The sequence below is a fragment of the Pseudooceanicola profundus genome (assembly GCF_054919315.1).
The window spans coordinates 1,622,227-1,640,686 of the sequence record NZ_CM142898.1 but is presented as its reverse complement, the minus strand read 5'-3'; the positions used below and the strand labels follow the sequence as shown (position 1 = coordinate 1,640,686).

The window sequence follows — 18,460 nt, the reverse complement described above, 5'->3', positions numbered from 1 at the left end:
CCATGACCCTGACAGGATGGGAACTGGCCTTCTACGCGGGGGCCATGGTGGTGATGTTCTTCACCCCCGGGCCGGTCTGGCTGGCGCTGATGGCGCGGGCGCTGTCGGGCGGATTCCGCGCGGCCTGGCCGGTGGCGCTTGGCGTGTGCCTGGGCGATGCGCTCTGGCCCTTCCTCGCGATCATCGGGGTGACATGGGTCGTCTCGGTCTTCTCGGGCTTCCTGATGGTGCTGCGGCTGATCGGGGCGGCGATGTTCCTGACCATGGGCGTGCTGCTGATCCGCAATGCCGACCGGCAGATCGCCGCGGACAGCCGGCTGACGCGGCCGGGCATGTGGGCGGGCTTTGCCGCCGGGATCATGGTGATCCTCGGCAATCCCAAGGCGATCCTGTTCTACATGGGCGTGCTGCCGGGCTTCTTCGACCTGACGCAGGTGACGGCGGCGGACATCGCCGCGATCGTCGCGATCTCGGTCCTCGTGCCCTTCGTCGGCAACCTCGTGCTGGCGCTTTTCGTGGACCGGATGCGCCGCCTTTTGCAGTCCGGTAAGGCGCTGCGGCGGACCAATATCGCGGCCGGTGCGATGATGATTCTCGTGGGGGCGCTCCTGCCCTTCGTCTGAGCGGTCAGACCCCCTAAATCTTGTGTCATCTGCGTGACATTCCCCCCGTCGAACGCTATAAATCGGGCAGGAATTCAAGGAGCTCCCCGCATGGCCGAACCCGAAAAGGTCGAACCTCAGTACGACGCCGATTCCATCAAGGTTCTCAAGGGCCTGGATGCGGTCCGGAAACGTCCGGGCATGTACATCGGCGACACCGATGACGGGTCTGGTCTGCACCACATGATCTACGAGGCCGTGGACAACGGCATCGACGAGGCGCTGGCCGGTCACGCGGACTTCGTGCGGGTCAAGATCCACGCCGACAACTCGGTCTCGGTGCGCGACAACGGGCGCGGGATCCCGGTGAACATCCACCCCGAGGAAGGCGTCTCGGCGGCGGAGGTCATCATGACCCAGCTGCACGCGGGCGGGAAGTTCGACCAGAACTCCTACAAGGTCTCGGGCGGTCTGCACGGCGTGGGGATCTCGGTCGTGAACGCGCTGTCGGACTGGCTGGAACTGCGCATCTGGCGCGACGGCAAGGCCCATTACGTGCGCTTCGAGCATTCCAAGACGGTGGCCCCGCTGGAAGTGACCGGCGACTCCGAGGGCGAGAAGGGCACCGAGGTGCGCTTCCTTTCCTCGACCTCGACCTTCTCGAACCTGAACTACGACTACGCCACGCTGGAGAAGCGCCTGCGCGAGCTGGCCTTCCTGAACTCCGGCGTGCGCATCGTGCTGGAAGACGAGCGTCCCGCGGAACCGCTGCGGACAGAACTCTTCTACGAGGGCGGCGTGAAGGAATTCGTGAAATATCTCGACCGCTCCAAGCAGCCGATGATCCCCGAGCCGATCTTCATGACCGGCGAGCGGGACGGCATCGGCGTCGAGGTGGCGATGTGGTGGAACGACAGCTACCACGAGAACGTCCTGCCCTTCACCAACAACATTCCCCAGCGGGACGGCGGCACCCACATGGCGGGCTTCCGTGGCGCGCTGACCCGGACGCTGACGAAATACGCGCAGGAAAGCGGCATCGCCAAGAAGGAGAAGGTGAGCTTCACCGGCGACGACGCGCGCGAGGGCCTGACCTGCGTCCTCTCCGTCAAGGTGCCGGATCCCAAGTTCTCCTCCCAGACCAAGGACAAGCTGGTCTCCTCCGAGGTGCGGCCCGCGGTCGAGAACCTCGTGAACGAGAAGCTGACCGAATGGTTCGAGGAGCACCCGAACGAGGGCAAGATGATCGTCTCGAAGATCGTCGAGGCGGCACTGGCCCGCGAGGCGGCCCGCAAGGCGCGCGAACTGACCCGGCGCAAGACGGCGATGGACGTGAACTACCTCGCCGGCAAGCTGAAGGACTGCTCCGAGAAGGACCCATCCAAGACCGAGATTTTCCTCGTCGAGGGTGACTCCGCAGGCGGGTCGGCCCAGACCGGCCGGGACCGGCGGACGCAGGCGGTTCTGCCGCTGCGCGGCAAGATCCTCAACGTCGAGCGCGCGCGCTTCGACCGGATGCTGTCGTCGCAGGAGATCGGCAACCTCGTGATGGCCTTCGGCACCGGCATCGGCCGGGACGAGTTCGACATCAAGAAGCTGCGTTACCACAAGATCGTCATCATGACCGATGCGGACGTCGACGGCGCCCACATCCGGACCCTGCTGCTGACCTTCTTCTATCGCCAGATGCCCGAGCTGATCGAGGGGGGCTTCCTCTACATCGCGCAGCCGCCGCTCTACAAGGTCGCGCGCGGCAAGTCCGAGGTCTACCTCAAGGACCAGGCCTCGCTGGAGGATTACCTGATCCAGCAGGGCACCGACGGCGCGGTCCTGCGGCTCGGCACCGGCGAGGAGATCGTGGGGCAGGACCTCATCCGCGTGGTGGAAGAGGCGCGTTCGGTGAAGCGCATCCTCGAGGCCTTCCCGACCCATTACCCGCGCCACATCCTCGAACAGGCGGCCATCGCGGGCGCCTTCGAGCAGGGGGTGCTGGACAATGACATCCAGGGCACCGCGAACCGCGTGGCAGAGCGGCTGGACCTGATCGCGCTGGAATACGAGCGCGGCTGGCAGGGCCGTCAGACGCAGGACAAGGGCATCCGGATGAACCGCACCGTGCGCGGTGTGGAAGAGGTCCGCACGCTTGACGGCAACGCGCTGCGCTCCGGCGAGGCGCGGCGTCTGGGGCAGATGACCCTGACGCTCCGCGACACCTACACCCGGCCCGCCAAGCTGGTGCGCAAGGAGCGGGTGCAGGACATCTACGGTCCGCTCGACCTGCTGACGGCGATCCTGTCGGAGGGCGAGAAGGGCCTGCAACTGCAGCGCTACAAGGGTCTGGGCGAGATGAACCCGGAACAGCTGTGGGAAACCACGCTGGACCCGGAGGCGCGCACCCTGCTTCAGGTCCGGGTCGAGGACATGGCCGAGGCCGATGACCTCTTCACCAAGCTGATGGGCGACGTGGTGGAGCCGCGCCGCGAGTTTATCCAGCAGAACGCGCTCAACGTCGAGAACCTCGACTTCTGAACCGATCCCCGGCCCGTCCTTCGCGACGGGCCGGTTTCGTTTCAGGCCCGGGTGTCAGCCCCGCGCGTCAGACGGCCGCTCCGGCCTCCGCCTCGGCGGCAAAGCAGGCCACGCGACGGTCGAGCACCTCGGCCCGGCGTTCCGGCCGTTCCCGACGGCACCGGTCGAAGGCCAGCGGACAGCGCGGATGGAAGCTGCACCCGGACGGCGGAGAGACCGGCGACGGCACTTCGCCCCCCATCGGCGCGCGGTCCCGCTGTGGCGCCTCGAGGTCCGGGATCGTCTCCAGCAGGAGCCGCGTGTAGGGATGCAGAGGGTTGGCGAAGAGATCCTTCGTCGGCTGGATCTCGACGATCCGGCCGAGGTACATCACCGCGATCACATCGGCCATGTGTCGCACGACCGAAAGGTCGTGGCTGATGAAGAGATAGGTCAGCCCCATTTCCTTCTGCAGCCGTTTCATCAGGTTCAGAACCTGCGCCTGCACCGAGACATCGAGCGCCGAGGTCGGCTCGTCGCAGACGAGGAACTCGGGCTCGCCGGCAAGCGCGCGGGCAATGGAGATGCGCTGCCGCTGGCCGCCGGAGAACTCATGCGGGAACTTCAGCCCGTCCGCCGGGGCAAGGCCGACGGTGCGCAGCAGTTCGTCCACCCGGGCCGAAACGGCCTCGGCGGGCATCTCGGGGCGCAGGGTGCGCAGCGGTTCGGCGATGATGCGTCCGACACGCCAGCGGGGGTTCAGGCTGGCGAAGGGATCCTGAAAGATCATCTGCAGGCGGTCGCGGTCGCCGTGGAAGCGGATCGCCCCGTCCGAGGGGGGGTGCAGCCCTGTCACCAGCTTGGCGATCGTGCTCTTGCCGCAGCCGGATTCGCCCACCAGCGCGAGGGTCTGGCCGCGTTGGATCACGAAGTCGACGCCGTCCACCGCGCGCAGGGTGCGGCGCGGCTTGCGTTCGATCAGGCGGTTGAGCCAGGGCGCGGAGACATCGAAGCGGCGTTCCAGCCCGTCGACCTCCAGGATGGCGTTGGATCGGATCGTCATGCCACGGCTCCTTCCGTTGCAAGCCAGCAGGCGGCGCCGGCCTCGGCCGTTGCGGCCAGGCGCGGTACTTCGCGGCGGCAGCGCGGCCCGGCGTGGGCGCAGCGCGGGTTGAAGGCGCAGCCGGGCGGGATCGCGTCCAGCCGGGGCATGGCGCCGGGGATCATGCGCAGTTCCTCGACCTCGCTGCGCAGCGAGGGGATCGAGCCCATCAGCCCGTCGGTGTAGGGATGGCGCGGACGGCGCACCACGTCTTCCACCGGGCCGACCTCGGCCAGCCGCCCGGCGTACATCACGGCGACCCGGTGGGCGGTTTCCGCGATCACGCCCATGTCGTGGGTCACCAGCATCACCGCCGTGCCGCGCTCGCGGCAGAGCCGCTTCAGCAGTGCCGTGATCTGGGCCTGGATAGAGACGTCGAGCGCGGTGGTCGGTTCGTCCGCCACGATCAGCTCCGGCTCGGCGCAGAGCGCAAGCGCGATGACGATCCGCTGCCGCATCCCGCCCGAGAACTGGTGCGGGTAGTTGTCGATCCGCTCTTCAACAGCAGGAATGCCGACCTCCCGCATCAGGTCCATGGCGCGGGCGCGGGCCTGTGCCTTGTCGAGCGCGGTGTGCAGGCGGATCGTCTCGACCAGCTGGTCGCCGACGCGGAACAGCGGGTTGAGCGAGGTCAGCGGGTCTTGGAAGATCGCGCCGATCCGGCGGCCCCGGACCTGCTGCATCTCGCGGTCGTCCAGCGTGTCGATCCGGTCCCCTGAAAGGTGGATCGACCCGGCGGCGATCCGGCCCGGCGGCTCCAGCAGGCCGAGGATCGCCATGCCGGTCATGGACTTGCCGGCACCGGATTCCCCGACCATGCCGAGGATCTCGCCGCGCCGGATCTGCAGCGAGATATCGTCCACGGCGGTCAGGACGCCCTTGCGGGTGGGAAACTCGACGCGCAGGTTGCGCACGTCCAGAACGATGTCGGTCATGGGGCGATCCTCTCGTAGCTGGGGGTGAAAATCTCCGCCACGGGCGGGTGGCCCGCGGTGCGGTCGGGATACTTGGCGATCAGGCGGTCGAACTGGGCCTGAGCGCGGGCGGCCTCGGCCGCTGCATCGACCCCGGGGATCACGCCATCGGCCATCACGCGCCGCCCGTCGATCCAGACATCGCGCACGTCACGGCCCGAGGCGCCGGTCATCAGCGTCTGCACCGGGTCCGGCGTCTGCAGTGTGTGGCGCAGGTCGATCACGGCGATGTCGGCCTTGGCCCCGGGTGCAAGCTGCCCGAGGTCCGCACGGCCAAGCGCCCGCGCCCCGCCGAGGGTGGCCGCGTCGAACATGTCCTCCGACCGCAGGGCCAGCGGACCGTCCGCGAGACGTCCCACCATCATGCCGATCTGCATGTTCTGGATCATGTCCGCCGGGTGGGTGTCCGTCCCCAGCCCGATGTTGATGCCCATGGCGCGGCAGCTGGCAAAGCTGCGCAGCATCATCCCGTGGCGGGCCGTGACCAGCGGGCAATGCACCAGCGTTGCGCCATGCTCGGCCATCAGCTCGAAATCCCGCGCCGTGGCATTGGTGCCGTGGGGCAGCAGCCAGTTCGCCCCGAGGGCCCCGATCCGGTCGAGCCAGTCGATCGGCGTGGTGCCGTGCTGTTCGCGGACCAGCCGCGTCTCGATCGGGGACTGGCAGGAGTGCTGGCGCACAGGGGCGCCCATCTCGGCGGCGATGGCGTGGGTGCGGCGCAGCAGCGTCTCGGTGCAGGTCTCGATCCGGTCGGGGGCGAACATGGCGCGGATGCGCCCGCCCGCTATGCCGTCGATGCTGCGCGCGAAGGCGGCCGCCTCCTCCAGCCCGGCCAGTCCGCGCGCCTCGTCGTAGACCGCGCGGATCGTGCCGGCCTCGTCCGTGACCTGCCCGCCGGTGCGGTAGGCGGGGCCAAGGTAGACCCGCAGGCCAAGGTCCTCGGCGGCGGCAGCGGCGGCCTCGAACTCGGCGACGGTCTCGCCCCATTCCCGGTAGAAGAGAGAGGCGATCGGCAGCGCCGTGGTGATCCCGTTGCGGATCAGCTGGGCGAAGGCGTGGCGCTTCTGGAACGCCAGCTCTTCCGCGTCGTACATCTCGTAGGGCCCCCGCGCGATGTAGCTCTCGGGCCAGACCCGGCCCTTCTGCCACGCGGGACCGTTGTCGTAGCCGAGGATCGTCGTGTCGAGGTCGGAGAGCGCGTCGAGGTCGATGAACCCCGGTGCGATCACCGCCTCGCCGTAGTCGATCCGCTCTGCCACCTCCCCGTCGAAACCCTGCCCGACGTGGAGGAGGCTGTCCCCCTCGATCACCACGACACCGTTCTCGTACACCACGTGGGCGCCCGCGACATGGCCGATGACCCAGCGGGCCGAGAGGAGGCGGCGCGCGCTCATGGGGCGGTCACGACGGCGGTGCCGTCCTGCGCGGTGATCTTGCCGCCCTTCAGCACCAGCTTGCGGGGCGCGCGGATCACCACGGCCTCGGCCAGCGTCTCGCCTTCAACCAGCACACAGTCCGCGTTGCAGCCGATGTCGAGGCCATAGCCCTCGGTCTCCATGATCGCGGCCCCGCCGGAGGTGCAGACCTCCAGCGCCAGTTCCACGCCGTCGTCCCGGCGCAGGTTGTTCTTCATGCCGATCAGCATGGCGCGTTCCAGCATGTCGGCGCGGCCGTAGGGGCCCCAGGTGTCGCGGATGCCGTCGCAGCCGCCGCCGGTCAGGATGCCGCGCTGCTTCAGTTCGAGGATGCGCGGCACGTCGGCGGAGGGGGAGCCAGTGGTGATGATGTGGATCTGGTTCTCCACGAGCGCGTCATAGAGCGCATCCACCACGGCGCGGTCCGGCTGGCCGAGGCAGAAGGCGTGGCTGATCGAGACCTTGCCCTGCATCCCGTGCGCCTTGGTCCGCGCGATGATCTCCTCCATCGAGAAGGTGCCGAGCGCGCCGGGTTCGTGCAGGTGGATGTCGATCGGCTTGCCGTGTTTCTCGGCCATGGCAAAGACCGCGTCGAGGTGCCCCTTGGGGTCACGCTCGATCCCGCAGGGGTCGATCCCGCCCACCACGTCGGCCCCCATGGCCATCGCCTCGTCCATCAGCTCCGCCGTGCCGGGGCGCGGCATCATCGAGGACTGCGGGAAGGCCACGATCTCGATATCGACCAGCCCGGCCAGCTTCTCGCGGGTTTCCATCACGCCTTCGATGCCGGCGAGCCCGTGATGGGTGTCCACGTCCACGTGGCTGCGGATCTGGGTGGTGCCGGTGGCGATCAGCTCGATGGCGTGGCGCTCCGACTGGACCTGCGGATGCAGGCCGAGAGACACTTTCACCGCGCGCTCGTTGTCGATCTTGTCGATCAGCCGCGGGCCGACCTCGTTGCGGTACCACGGCAGGCCGATCAGCGATTTGTCGAGGTGGGTGTGGCATTCCACGAGCCCCGGGATCAGGATCCGTCCGCCGCAGTCGATCACCTCGGCGCCCTCGGGCGCGGCGGCGGCGAAGCGGCCCTCCACGATGTGCAGGTCGGTCGCGGGGCCGGCCATCGGGCGGACGTTCTTGAGGGTCTTGGCAGTCATGTAAGTCACCGAAGTTTGGGGTTGAGCGCGTCGCGCAGCCAGTCGCCGATCATGTTGACCGACAGGACGATCAGGCAGAGCTGGATCGAGGGGAAGACCACGATCCACCACAGGCCCGAGAAGAGGTATTGGTTCCCGATGCGGATCAGCGTGCCGAGGCTGGGCTGGTCCGGCGGCATGCCGACACCGAGGAAGGAGAGCGTGGCCTCCGACAGGATGGCGAGCCCGAAGTTCAGCGTCGCCGCCACCATGATCGGGGTCATGCAGTTGGGCAGGATGTGATGCAGCATGATGCGCCACGCCCGGACCCGGATCAACCGTGCGGCCTGCACGTATTCCTTGCGCGCCTCCACCATGGCCGAGGCCCGGACCGTGCGGGCGTATTGCACCCAGGACGGCACGGCGATGGCGAAGATCAGGATCGGTGCGGCCAGCACGTCCTTCAGCGCCGTGGGCAGCGAGGCGGAGGCGATGGCCGTGATCAGGATCGCGATCAGGATGAAGGGCATCGACAACAGCACGTCGCCCACCCGCATGATCACGTTGTCGATCCAGCCGCCGAGGTAGCCCGCGACGAGCCCGAGGGCGAGGCCCACGGCAAGCGCCAGCAGCACCGAGGCAAAGCCGATCACCAGCGAGATCCGCGACCCGTAGAGGATCGCCGAGAGGATGTCGCGACCCTGCGTATCGGTGCCCAGCAGGTAGGGCCACTGGCCCTCCGGGTTCCAGATCGGCGGGATCTCGGCATTCCAGAGCTCCAGCGCGGCAAGGTCATAGGGGTTCTGCGGGGTGATCAGCGGCGCAAGGAAGGCCGTGGCCGCGATCAGGGCCAGCAGGGCGGCGGCGAAGATCGCCGACGGGTGGGTGCGGAAGGAATGCCACAGGTCGCTGTCGCGCATCCGGCTCAGCAGGGCCGCGGGCCGGGGCGGTGTCATCGGCGTGGCGGAGGCGGCGCTCGCCGCGGGGCCGGGGGAAGGGGCGGTCTTGTCCATCGTGGTCTCCGGTTCAGCCATTTGCGCCACCGGCGCGGGCGGTGTCGTCGCGCAGGCGCGGATCGACCCAGGCGTAGGTGATGTCGACGAGGGTGTTCAGCGCCACGAAGATGAAGGAGACGATCATCAGGTAGGCGGCCATCACCGGGATGTCGACGAAGGTCACCGCCTGGATGAAGAGCATCCCCATGCCGGGCCATTGGAACACGGTCTCGGTGACGAGGGCGAAGGCGATCAGGTTGCCGATCTGCATGCCCGTCAGGGTGATGACGGGCATCAGGCAGTTGCGCAGCGCGTGGCGCCACTGGACCCGCGCGGTGGGCACGCCGCGGGCACGGGCGAACTTGATGTAGTCGGCGCGCAGGGTCTCCAGCATCTCGGCCCGCACGAGGCGCATCACCAGCGTGACCTGGAAGGTCGAGAGCGAGATCGCGGGCAGGATCAGCGCGGCGCGGCCCGAGGGTGTCAGCAGGCCGGTGGACCACCAGCCGATGTCGACCGTCTCGCCCCGGCCGAAGCCCGGCAGCCAGCCGAGCGACACCGAGAAGCCGAGGATCAGCAGGATGCCGACCACGAAGCTCGGCAGCGAGACCCCGACGATCGAACCCAGCTGCAAGGCATTGGCGAGGCGCGAGTTTCGGTGCACCGCCGTGATCACCCCCAGCGGGATGCCCACGACCAGCGACAGCACCGTGGCCACCAGCACCAGCTCGAAGGTGGCCGGGAAGCGCTCCTTGATCAGGACCATCACGTCCTGCTGGTTGCGGTAGGAGATGCCGAAATCACCCTGAACCGCATTGGTGACGAACCGTGTGTACTGCGTGACGAGGCCGTCGTTGAGCCCCAGCCGCTCGCGCAGTTCGGCCCGGTCGGATTGCGTCGCCTGCTCGTTCACCATCATCTCCACCGGGTCACCGAAGAACCGGAAGATGACGAAGGCCAGCAGCGCCACCGCCAGCATGACGAAGGCCGCGTTGGCGGCGCGTTTCAGAAGGAATGCGATCATCGGTGTCTCCGATCTTGGCGTGGGGCGGGCAGCCCCGGCCCGTCGCCTCTCGGGGACGGACACCGGGGAGGGGGCCGCGGAAGGGGGTGCGGCCCCGTTGGCTCAGACCCTGCGGGTCACGAGCCGGGATTGACCTTGGCGAACCAGAGGCGCGGCTTGTTGTCCGGGAAGAGCGGCATGTCGGTCACCGCGTCGGTGACGGCCCAGGCCATCGGCTGCTGGTGCAGCGGCAGCATGATGTGTTCCTTCTTCACGATGCCCAGGGCCTCGGTCTCCAGCGCGAGGCGCTTGTCGAGGTCCAGCTCGCTGCCCGCCGCGTCGATCAGCTTGTCCAGCTCCGGGAAGGACCAGCCGCCCCAGTTGAACACGCCCGCGTTGCCTTCCTTGGTGTGGAAGATCTGCAGCAGCGGCGAATAGGCGTCGAGCATCGGCAGCGTGGCCCAGCCGAGGACATAGACATCGGTCTTGCCGTTGGTGCGCTTGGGCGATTGCACGGCGCGGGGCGCCACGTCGAGTTTCGGCGCGAGGCCGACCCGGCTCCACATCGAGGCGATCGCCTGGCAGAACTGCTCTTCGTTCACGAGGCCGTCCGAGATGCAGCTGAATTCGAAGGCCAGGTCCTCGGGCACACCGGCCTCGGCCAGCAGCGCCTTGGCGGCTTCGGGGTCGAAGCCCGGCAGCTCGTCCAGTTCCGGTGCGTAGCCGGGGATCGGCGGGGCGACGGTGGCACCGGCGATCCGGCTCTTGCCGCGCATCACCTTCTTGTGGATCAGGTCGAGGTCGATCGCCTTGTAGAGCGCCTCGCGCACCTTCACGTCGGAGAAGGGATTGTCCGCGCCGGTGGTCAGCTTGTCCCGGAAGGGGAAGCCGATCATCACGGTGCGCAGGTCGACCCCTTCGAGGACCGAGACATTCGGCGCGGCCTCGAGCCGCGGAAGGTCCTGCACCGGCGCATCGTTGGTGAAGCTGATCTCGCCGGAGAGCAGCGCCGCCACGCGGGTCGCGGCCGAGTTCACCGGCAGCAGTTCGAAGCCGTCGAGGTTGTGCTGGGGCGTGTCCCACCAGTCGGCGTTCTTGACGAAGACGGTCTTGGCGTCGGGCTGGCGGCTCTCCACGATGAAGGGCCCGGTGCCGTTGGCATTGTAGGTGGCATAGCCCTCGACGCCCGCACCGATGTCGGTGGGCTTGAGCGCGTCATGCTCCGTCATCCACTCCTTGTCGAAGATGTGGATGTTGGTCAGGTCGTTGAGCAGCAGTGGGTAGGTGCCGTTCAGGGTGATGTCGACGGTATAGTCGTCCACGGCCTCGGAGGAGACATAGGCGGGCAGGTTGCCCTTCAGCGGCGAGGCCTCATCGCTCACCCGGGTCAGCGAGGCGACCACGTCGTCGGCGGTGAAGGGGTTGCCGTTGTGGAAGGTCACGCCCTGCCGCAGCTTGAAGCGCCAGGTCACCTGATCGTCGAGGATCTCCCAGCTTTCGGCCAGCGCGGGCTCGATCTTGAGGTCCTTGTTGTAGCGCACCAGCCCTTCGTAGACGTGGTTCAGCACGTTGATGGTGAAGCTGTCGCCATAGGAATAGGGGTCGAGCGAACCGATGTCGCGGTTGGCGCCCCACTTCAGGACATTCTCGGCCTGTGCGGCCCCTGCGAGGCCGGCCACGGCGGCAGTCGCGAGCAGTAGGTGTCTCATGTGCATGTCGGGATCCCTGTCTGGAAAATTGTACTTATGACTCGTCTGGATTGGATACGATTTGCTATCGATGGCAGTCCGTATTCAATCTGGCAAGCAAATTGTATCCAATTGACGGAAAAATTTGTATGCGATATGACGGGGTGCAAAGATGACGAGCGAACCGACCATGAGTGACAGCAAGAACACCCTGACCAACGCGGTGCATGACCTGCTCCGCCGGGCGATCATCGAGCAGGCCCTGAAGCCCGGGATGCGCCTGCCGGAGGACACCGTGGGCGAGCAGTTCGGGGTGAGTCGCACCATCGTGCGCCATGCGCTCGTGCGGCTCGAGAACGAGGGACTCGTGATCACGCGGCGCAACCGGGGGGCCTTCGTGGCCGAACCCTCCCGCGAGGAGGCGCAGCAGATCTTCGAGGTGCGCAGATGCCTTGAAAACGAAGTGATCCGTATCCTCTGCGAGCGCTTGCCCTCCAATGCCTGCGACCGGCTGGAGGCCCATGTGCGCAGCGAGGAGACGGTGAAGGGCAAGGATGGCCCGGTGTCGATCCGGCTGGCCGGGGAATTCCACATCCTGCTGGCCGAGCTGACCGGCAACGAGGTGCTGGCCCGCTACGTCACCGAGGTCGTGCTGCGCTGTTCGCTGATCATGTCGCTCTACGCCCGGACCCATTCCTCCGATTGCGCCGTCGACGAGCATTCCCAGATCATCGAGGCGATCCGCGCCGGGGATGCCGCGCGCGCGATCGGGATCATGGACCATCATTTGGGTGCCGTGGCCGGGCGGGCAGAGCTGTCGCCCCGGGCGGATAGTATCCAATCCATTCTGTCCCGCTACGGCAAGGAGCTGGCCCAGTGACCCAAGATCCCCTGAAGCAGACCGCAGAGGCCCCGAAAACCCGGGGTGCCGCGGCGAAGAAGGATGGCTACCACGCCTTCGATTTCTCGGCGCTGACCCCGCGCGAGGCCTACAAGGTGATGATAGGCACCATCGTGCCGCGCCCGATTGCCTGGGTCACCACCGTCTCGCCGGAGGGGGTCGTGAACGCGGCGCCCTATTCGTTCTTCAACTGCCTCTCCGCCGATCCGCCGATCCTCGCCCTCGGGGTCGAGAACAAGCCGGACCGCAGCTTCAAGGACACCGCCCAGAATATCCGCATGACCGAGTGTTTCACCGTCAACATCGTCGACCGCGCCAATGTCGAGGCGATGGCCGTCACCGCGGCGGGTTTCGCGGCGGATGTGGACGAGGTGGAAATGGCCGGTCTGACCACCGCCCCGGGGGAGAAGGTGATCTGCCCGCGCATCGCCGAGGCCCCGGTGGCCTTCGAATGCGAACGTTACCTCGGTATCCAGGTGAGCTCGGCGCGGGAGATCATCCTCGGCCGGATCGTCATGGCGCATATCCGCGAGGACATCATCGACCCGGCCACCTGCTACTCCGATCACGAGAAGCTGGACGCCATCGGGCGGATGGGCGGCAACGGCTATGCCGGGACGCTGGACTATTTCGACTGGCCCACGCCCTCGGTCGAGGATGTGCTGGCCAACCTGCGCGTGCCCGTTGCGCGGAGCGGCGCCTGACACGGGACCCGGTGCCTTTCCGGTGCCACCGCACATGAAAAAGGCCCCTGCCGTCGCCGGCAGGGGCCTTTTTCGTAACACGTATCGGCGGCGTCAGCCCGCGCGCTGCAACTGCGCCGTAAGCTTGCCGATATCGCCGCCGTTGGCATCCAGCATGGAGCCGATCTCGGTCCGTTCCGAGAGGCGCATCGAAACCCCCTCGATGACCATGTCGAAGAAGCGGTTGCTGCCCGAGCGGTCGGAGACGAAGAACTTCACCTCGAAGGGCGCCTCGCCGCGCAGGTAGGCAGTGGCGCTGACCTCGGTCCAGGTCTTCACCTGCTTGGCCTCGTTCACCTCGATCCGGCCGCCGATGAACTCGCGGAAGCGCTTGCCGTACTTGCGCGAGATGTAGCCGCTGAAGGCATCCGTGAAGGCCGCCAGCTGCGCGTTGGAGAAGCTGCGGGCATCCGCGCCGAGCGTCGAGCGCGCGATCACGTTCACGTCGGCATAGCGCGCGAAGATGCGCTCGAACTGCGAGATCATCTGCGCTTCGGAGGCACCGGAGCCGATGACCTTGTTGATCTCGCCGACGAGGCCGTCGACGAGGGATTTCGCCTGCGCATCGGTCAGCGCGAAGGCGGGCGCGGCGGCCAGGGCAAAGGCCGAGCCCGCAAGGCCCGCCAGAACGGCGCGGCGCGAGGGGCGGGAGTTAAAGCGATGGATCATCGTAGGGGTCCTCGTAGTAAGGGTCCGCTGAGGCCACCGGGGCGGGAGCAGCCCCCGCAGCCGTTTCATCGTAGGGATCGCCATAGGGGTCATCATAGGGATCCGACTCGCCCCCGGCGCCGCCGCCGACGGAATACCCGAGTTCGTAACGGCGGTTCTGGAGGTAGAGAATGCGCGCCTGCGCGTAGCTGTCGGCGCTTTCGTAGAGCAGGTCGTCATAGGACGAGGCATAGCGCCCGCGGTTGCTGAGCTGGGTCAGGCCCCAGCCCACGGTCGAGACGTAGGATTCGGGCGGGCTGAGCGCAAAGCCGAGGGGATCGGTGAAGAAGTCCACCGCGCGGCCCCAGGCATCGCGGCTCGTCGACGGCCCGAACAGCGGCAACTCCACGTAGGCGCCCTCGTTGAAGCCCCAGACATAGAGCGTCTCGCCGAAGTCGGTCTGTTTCGGATCGACGCCGAAGAGGTCCTGCGCCGCATCGCCCACGCCGCCGACACCCAGCGTCGAGTTGACCACGAAGCGGAAGGTATTGCGCGCCGCATCCGCGATATCGAACTGCAGCAGGCTGTTCACGACATAGCCGGGCAGGCGCAGGTTTTCGGCCGCGTTGTTGACGGCCAGTTCCAGACCGTCCGGCATCACCTTGGAATAGGTTGTGCCGACCGGGCGCAGGAAAGCGCGGTCGACGGACTTGTTGAACTCGTGTGTCTGCCGGTTGTTCTCCTCGTAGGGGTCATAGACCCCGCCTCTGGAGACCTCTTCCGGAGGCGCGGCGCAGGCGGCAATTGCCAGCAACGAAGTAAGGGCAAGGATACGGTACAAGGTGGCAGGCTCTGATCTGTGCGGACGAATGGGATGGTTCAGACATACAGGGAAACGCGGCACTGGTCTCGGGTCCGATGTGGAAGGCTGGCGAATCCCCGCTGGCGTCACATTTCTGCTGCGCAGAGACATAAGGGCGATCCCCTCCAAATTGAACCCCGCAGTTCAGACATAAGTCGGCAAGGCCGCTGGTAAAGGTATTTTAGCAACTGCCGGCGATATCGTGTCGCGATGAAACCTGCGCGTCCCTCCCTCGATCCCAGCCCGGCCCCCGGCCAGGCAGAGCTGCGCCGCGCCCGGCGCGCCTCGCGCGGGCTGTTCTGGGCGGTGGCGCTTTTCTCCCTGTTTATCAATCTCCTGATGCTGAGCGGGCCGCTCTACATGATGCAGGTCTATGACCGGGTGCTGGGCTCCCATTCGGTCGAGACGTTGGTGGCGCTGACCCTGCTTATCGGGTTTCTCTACATGATGCTGGGGCTTCTCGACGGGCTGCGCGGGCAGGTGCTCACCCGGATCGGGCTGCGGTTCCACGACGCCCTGGCGCATCGCGTCTTCTCGGCGGTGCTGCGTCGCAGCGCGCGGGACGAGGCCGCGGCGACCGGGCTTCAGGACCTCGAGGCGGTGCGGGCGCTGATGGCCTCGCCGGTGCTCGGCGCGCTTAACGATCTGCCCTGGACGCCGCTCTTCCTGCTCGGGATCTCGGTGTTCCATCCCTGGATGGGGCTGCTGGCCTTCGGTGGCGGGGCGGTGCTGATCCTCGTGACCGCCCTGAACCAGACGGTCACGGCCCCCGCGCAGGCGCGCGCGGTGCAGGCGTCGGGCGATGCCTTCGTCATGGCCGAACGGCTGCGCAGCGACGCCGAGATCGTGCAGGCCATGGGCTTGGGCGAAAATGCCTTCCGCCGCTGGATCCGCCTGCGACGCGCGGCGCTCGGGGCGGAACTGCGCAGCAGCGACGTGGGCGGCGGCTTTGGCGCGGCCAGCCGGGCGCTGCGGATGCTGCTGCAATCGGCCATGCTGGCGCTGGGCGCGTTGCTGGTGCTGCGCCAGCAGGTCACCCCCGGGGCGATGCTGGCCAGTTCCGTGATGATGGGCCGGGCGCTGGCCCCGGTGGAGGTGCTGCTGGCGCAATGGCCTGTGGTGCAGCGCGGCCGGCGCAGCTGGCTGGCGCTGGCGCGGCTGCTGACCGCGGTGCCCCCGCCGCCGCAGCGGACCCCGTTGCCCCGCCCCGAGGCCCGGCTGGAGGCGCAACAGGCCACGGTCGCCGTCCCGGGCGAGGCCGTCGCGACCCTGCGCATGGTGTCCTTCGCGCTTGGCCCCGGCGAGGCGCTGGGGGTGATCGGGCCCTCCGGGGCGGGCAAGTCCACCCTCGCCCGGGCGATCACCGGGCTCTGGCCCGTGGCTGGCGGCAGCATCCGGCTGGCGGGCGCCGCGCTCGATCAATACGCGCCCGAAGACCTCGCCTCGCATATCGGCTACCTGCCGCAGCGGGTTCAGCTTTTCGACGGCACCATCGCCGAGAATATCGCCCGCCTCTCCCTCGCCCCGGACGCCGCAAAGGTCGTCGCCGCCGCGCAGATGGCGGATGCCCACGAGATGATCCTGAAGTTGCCGGCGGGCTATGACACGCCGGTGACCATGGCCAGCAGCCGCCTCTCCGGCGGTCAGGTCCAGCGGATCGGCCTTGCCCGCGCGCTCTACGGCGACCCGGTGATCCTCGTTCTGGACGAGCCGAATTCGAACCTCGACACCGATGGCACGGCAGCGCTGAACCGGGCCGTGGCCGCCACCAAGGCGGCCGGGCGCAGCGTGCTGATCATGGCGCACCGCCCCGCGGCGATCCAGCATTGCGATACGCTGCTCGTGCTGATGAACGGCACCCGCGCGGCCTTCGGTCCGAAGGAGCAGGTGCTGCGCGACATGGTGCAGAACCACGAGGATATCAGCCGTGTGAGCGCGGCCGGCGGGGGCCTGCGATGACCGGGCGCACGGTTCAGACGGGCACTGTGTCGGCGGGCAAGGCCGGCCCCGGGACGCGCGCCGAGGCTGGCCCAGATATTGACCCCGAGGCTGGCCCTGAGACCGCAGCCGGCGCCGGCCCCCGATCTGGCCCCGAACCGGGTGCTGTTGCTGACCTCGACCCTGGTGCCGCAAACGGTCCTGCGATCAGTGCACGTCTTCCCGTGCTGGCCGGAATTGCCGCCGTTCTGCTGCTGGTCGCCGGGGTCCTGGGCTGGGGGCTGGGCACGCGGATCACCGGTGCGATCATCGTCCCCGCCCTGATCGAGGTGGAGCGCAACCGGCAGGCCATCCAGCACCCCGATGGTGGCGTCGTGCGTGCGCTGCTGGTCTACGAGGGCGATCACGTCACCCGCGGGCAGGTGCTGCTGCGGCTCGACCCGTCGGACCTCGCCTCCGCCCTCGCGGTGACCGAGGCGCGGCTCTACGAGGTGCTGGCCCGCGCCGCCCGCAGCGAGCCAGAGCACAACGCCGCCGATCAGATCGACTTCGGCCCCGTGCTGGAGGCCGCGGCCAAGGACCGGCCCGAGGTGGCGGAGCTGATGGAGGGGCAGCGCCGCCTGCTCGCCGCGCGCAACGAGGCCTCGGCCCGGGAGATCGCCCAGCTGGAAAAGCGCAGCGCGCAGATCAGCCGGCAGCTGGAGGGGATCGCCGCGCTGCAGGCGTCTTTCGATCGGCAAAGCGATCTCGTGGGGGCGCAGCTTGTCCTTCTACGGGAGTTGCGGTCGCGGGGCCTTGCCGAGGCAAGCCGGGTGCTCGCACTGGAGCGGGACGCCGCCGGGCTCGACGGGGAGCGGGGTGCGCTGTTGGCGCAGGCCGCGCAGGCGGAGGAGCGGATGACGGAGATCGCGCTGCAGATCCTCGCGCTGCGCACCGCCCGCCGGGAGGAGGCGCTCGCTGCCCTGCGCGATCAGCAGAGCGAGGCGCGCGAACTGGCCGAGGAGCGCCGCGCGCTGGAGCTGAAACTGGCGCGTCTCGATATCACGGCGCCGGTCAGCGGCATCGTCCACGGGCTCAGGGTCCACGGCGAAGAGGCGGTGCTGCGCGCGGCAGAGCCGGTGATGTACATCGTGCCTCAGGACCGCCCGCTGGTGATCGCCGCGCAGGTCGATCCGCGCGACATCGATGCCGTGCACCCGGCGCAGGATGTCTACCTGAACTTCTCGGCGCTGGACCAACGCAGCACGCCCCGGCTGATCGGGCGCGTGACCCAGATCTCGGCCGATGTCTTCACCGATGACCGCGCCCAAGGGCGCTACTACCGCGCCGAGATCGTCCTGAACGAGGGCGAGCGGGAGCGGCTGCCGGAGGGCACGGCCCTGATCCCGGGCATGCCGGTGGAGGCCTTCCTGCGCACCGGCGAGCGCACGCCGCTGGCCTACCTGATGAAGCCCTTCACCGACTACTTCGCGCGCGCGTTGCGCGAGGGGTGAGGGCGCTGTACCGGTGTGGTGTCTGCGGCGAGGCTTCTACGCTCCTGAGCCCTGTGGGGCCGCGCCGCTGGAGCGGGGCGCGAGGCGTGCGGAGGCACCGCTATTGCGTTCCGGACGGGATGAGCGTTTGTTGCCGTTGTGCCGTTGTGCCGTTGTGCCGTTGTGCCGTTGTGCCGTTGTGCCGTTGTGCCGTTGTGCCGTTGTGCCGTTGCGAGGGAGCGGGCATCGACGGCGCGCACTGCGTGGAGATGCGCCTTCGTTGTATCGCGGTGGGGGAGCCTGCGTCGCGGTTGTGCTGGTTGTGAGCGAGGATGCATCGCGCGGTGCGTCACGCAATGCATGAGGAGGCACGGCCCCTGAAATGCGCACGGTGTGCCCCGCCCCTTCGCTGCGAGATCCCTGACGGTATTGGCCCCGCGCGCTGCATCCGTGGGAGGCCCGGTCCCGGCGCG

General features: G+C 68.0%; 15 protein-coding genes. 6 read left to right on the top strand and 9 right to left on the bottom strand.

Translation table 11 applies throughout. From position 1 onward, the window contains the following. The first annotated feature begins 2 nt into the window (after nucleotides 1–2). Nucleotides 3–623, top strand: a complete 621-nt coding sequence (locus ACX9MO_RS07510; protein WP_462214094.1) for a LysE family translocator — start codon at nucleotides 3–5, stop codon at nucleotides 621–623. A 90-nt stretch (nucleotides 624–713) separates the two neighbouring features. Beyond that, entirely contained in the window at nucleotides 714–3,131 is a 2,418-nt protein-coding gene (gyrB, locus tag ACX9MO_RS07505) for a DNA topoisomerase (ATP-hydrolyzing) subunit B (protein ID WP_222490938.1), read from the top strand. 67 nt (nucleotides 3,132–3,198) lie between these two features. On the opposite strand, the gene ACX9MO_RS07500 is transcribed toward gyrB, so the two are convergent. From ACX9MO_RS07500 to ACX9MO_RS07470, 7 genes are all read right to left on the bottom strand, one after another. Next, nucleotides 3,199–4,173: an ABC transporter ATP-binding protein gene (locus ACX9MO_RS07500; protein ID WP_462214093.1), complete on the bottom strand. Its 975-nt coding sequence runs from the start codon at nucleotides 4,171–4,173 to the stop codon at nucleotides 3,199–3,201. Beyond that, nucleotides 4,170–5,147: an ABC transporter ATP-binding protein gene (locus ACX9MO_RS07495; RefSeq protein WP_462214092.1), complete on the bottom strand. Its 978-nt coding sequence runs from the start codon at nucleotides 5,145–5,147 to the stop codon at nucleotides 4,170–4,172. The genes ACX9MO_RS07500 and ACX9MO_RS07495 overlap by 4 nt, the downstream gene beginning before the upstream one ends. Then, the gene (locus ACX9MO_RS07490; RefSeq protein ID WP_462214091.1) at nucleotides 5,144–6,580 is read right to left on the bottom strand and encodes a chlorohydrolase family protein; all 1,437 of its coding nucleotides are present in this window, start codon (nucleotides 6,578–6,580) and stop codon (nucleotides 5,144–5,146) included. Before ACX9MO_RS07490 ends, ACX9MO_RS07495 begins: the two co-directional genes overlap by 4 nt. After that, a complete protein-coding gene (locus tag ACX9MO_RS07485) occupies nucleotides 6,577–7,758 on the bottom strand; it encodes an amidohydrolase family protein (RefSeq protein ID WP_462214090.1) in 1,182 nt (393 codons plus the stop codon). The genes ACX9MO_RS07490 and ACX9MO_RS07485 overlap by 4 nt, the downstream gene beginning before the upstream one ends. Before the next feature lie 5 nt (nucleotides 7,759–7,763). Then, a complete protein-coding gene (locus tag ACX9MO_RS07480; protein WP_462214089.1) occupies nucleotides 7,764–8,750 on the bottom strand; it encodes an ABC transporter permease in 987 nt (328 codons plus the stop codon). A 13-nt stretch (nucleotides 8,751–8,763) separates the two neighbouring features. Further along, nucleotides 8,764–9,756, bottom strand: coding sequence for an ABC transporter permease (locus ACX9MO_RS07475; RefSeq protein WP_222490943.1), 993 nt, complete (start codon nucleotides 9,754–9,756; stop codon nucleotides 8,764–8,766). A 116-nt stretch (nucleotides 9,757–9,872) separates the two neighbouring features. Then, nucleotides 9,873–11,444, bottom strand: coding sequence for an ABC transporter substrate-binding protein (locus ACX9MO_RS07470; protein WP_462214088.1), 1,572 nt, complete (start codon nucleotides 11,442–11,444; stop codon nucleotides 9,873–9,875). 169 nt (nucleotides 11,445–11,613) lie between these two features. Here ACX9MO_RS07470 and ACX9MO_RS07465 point away from each other — a divergent pair, with 169 nt between their 5' ends. Together ACX9MO_RS07465 and ACX9MO_RS07460 are read left to right on the top strand one after the other, a co-directional pair. Continuing rightward, nucleotides 11,614–12,303, top strand: a complete 690-nt coding sequence (locus ACX9MO_RS07465; protein ID WP_222492934.1) for a GntR family transcriptional regulator — start codon at nucleotides 11,614–11,616, stop codon at nucleotides 12,301–12,303. Further along, entirely contained in the window at nucleotides 12,300–13,028 is a 729-nt protein-coding gene (locus ACX9MO_RS07460) for a flavin reductase family protein (protein ID WP_462214087.1), read from the top strand. Before ACX9MO_RS07465 ends, ACX9MO_RS07460 begins: the two co-directional genes overlap by 4 nt. A 93-nt stretch (nucleotides 13,029–13,121) precedes the next feature. Here the strand turns inward: ACX9MO_RS07460 and ACX9MO_RS07455 are convergent, their stop codons facing one another. Further along, entirely contained in the window at nucleotides 13,122–13,736 is a 615-nt protein-coding gene (locus ACX9MO_RS07455) for an MlaC/ttg2D family ABC transporter substrate-binding protein (RefSeq protein WP_222490945.1), read from the bottom strand. Continuing rightward, nucleotides 13,720–14,556, bottom strand: a complete 837-nt coding sequence (locus ACX9MO_RS07450; protein ID WP_261397987.1) for an MlaA family lipoprotein — start codon at nucleotides 14,554–14,556, stop codon at nucleotides 13,720–13,722. Before ACX9MO_RS07450 ends, ACX9MO_RS07455 begins: the two co-directional genes overlap by 17 nt. 231 nt (nucleotides 14,557–14,787) lie before the next feature. Here ACX9MO_RS07450 and ACX9MO_RS07445 point away from each other — a divergent pair, with 231 nt between their 5' ends. Beyond that, complete coding sequence (locus ACX9MO_RS07445; RefSeq protein ID WP_462214086.1) at nucleotides 14,788–16,536, top strand: type I secretion system permease/ATPase; 1,749 nt, start codon at nucleotides 14,788–14,790, stop codon at nucleotides 16,534–16,536. 203 nt (nucleotides 16,537–16,739) lie between these two features. Beyond that, nucleotides 16,740–18,008 carry an HlyD family type I secretion periplasmic adaptor subunit gene (locus ACX9MO_RS07440; RefSeq protein ID WP_462214085.1) on the top strand — a complete coding sequence of 423 codons (1,269 nt, stop codon included), beginning with the start codon at nucleotides 16,740–16,742 and terminating at the stop codon, nucleotides 18,006–18,008. Nucleotides 18,009–18,460 lie beyond the last annotated feature (452 nt).

Excerpts from the sequence above, each read along its gene's own strand:
- ACX9MO_RS07510 (WP_462214094.1), top strand. The coding sequence starts at position 3 with ATGACCCTGACAGGATGGGAACTGGCCTTCTACGCGGGGGCCATGGTG.
- gyrB (WP_222490938.1), top strand. The coding sequence starts at position 714 with ATGGCCGAACCCGAAAAGGTCGAACCTCAGTACGACGCCGATTCCATC.
- ACX9MO_RS07500 (WP_462214093.1), bottom strand. The coding sequence starts at position 4,173 with ATGACGATCCGATCCAACGCCATCCTGGAGGTCGACGGGCTGGAACGC.
- ACX9MO_RS07495 (WP_462214092.1), bottom strand. The coding sequence starts at position 5,147 with ATGACCGACATCGTTCTGGACGTGCGCAACCTGCGCGTCGAGTTTCCC.
- ACX9MO_RS07490 (WP_462214091.1), bottom strand. The coding sequence starts at position 6,580 with ATGAGCGCGCGCCGCCTCCTCTCGGCCCGCTGGGTCATCGGCCATGTC.
- ACX9MO_RS07485 (WP_462214090.1), bottom strand. The coding sequence starts at position 7,758 with ATGACTGCCAAGACCCTCAAGAACGTCCGCCCGATGGCCGGCCCCGCG.
- ACX9MO_RS07480 (WP_462214089.1), bottom strand. The coding sequence starts at position 8,750 with ATGGACAAGACCGCCCCTTCCCCCGGCCCCGCGGCGAGCGCCGCCTCC.
- ACX9MO_RS07475 (WP_222490943.1), bottom strand. The coding sequence starts at position 9,756 with ATGATCGCATTCCTTCTGAAACGCGCCGCCAACGCGGCCTTCGTCATG.
- ACX9MO_RS07470 (WP_462214088.1), bottom strand. The coding sequence starts at position 11,444 with ATGAGACACCTACTGCTCGCGACTGCCGCCGTGGCCGGCCTCGCAGGG.
- ACX9MO_RS07465 (WP_222492934.1), top strand. The coding sequence starts at position 11,614 with ATGAGTGACAGCAAGAACACCCTGACCAACGCGGTGCATGACCTGCTC.
- ACX9MO_RS07455 (WP_222490945.1), bottom strand. The coding sequence starts at position 13,736 with ATGATCCATCGCTTTAACTCCCGCCCCTCGCGCCGCGCCGTTCTGGCG.
- ACX9MO_RS07445 (WP_462214086.1), top strand. The coding sequence starts at position 14,788 with ATGAAACCTGCGCGTCCCTCCCTCGATCCCAGCCCGGCCCCCGGCCAG.